The organism is Streptomyces fildesensis (genome assembly GCF_016107395.1).
Classification (GTDB): domain Bacteria; phylum Actinomycetota; class Actinomycetes; order Streptomycetales; family Streptomycetaceae; genus Actinacidiphila; species Actinacidiphila fildesensis.
The window spans coordinates 1-281 of sequence record NZ_JAAIKO010000275.1; the positions used below are offsets into that span (position 1 = coordinate 1).

A 281-nucleotide genomic window follows, 5' to 3' on the forward strand; every position below is an offset into this window, starting at 1 on the left:
CCCAAGCCAACGATGTGGGCCTACTCGCTGAGGAAGTCTCCAGCGCCACGGGCGAGGCTCTTGGGAACTACCCGCAGGCCCTCAGCCACATTGGCCTGGTCAACGCCGCCCGCGCCATCCACGAAGCAGAAGGCAGCTCGCCGAGATAGCAGACGGTGCCCTGCTCTTGTGGCTCCCCGACAGGCCGGGGTAAGTCTCCGCCGCTGGTCGGTGGCCGACAAACCACTTCTATGGCCTGCAGGCGATCGGCGCCGCAGTGCGCCCCAGCCAGTGACGCACCC

At 67.6% G+C, this 281-nt stretch carries 1 protein-coding gene; it reads left to right on the plus strand.

Features of this window, described 5'->3' with window-relative positions; translation table 11 throughout:
- The coding region (locus tag C6N31_RS46490; protein ID WP_368860206.1) for a glycoside hydrolase family 15 protein at nucleotides 1–149 on the plus strand (149 nt) is incomplete at its 5' end.
- Nucleotides 150–281 lie beyond the last annotated feature (132 nt).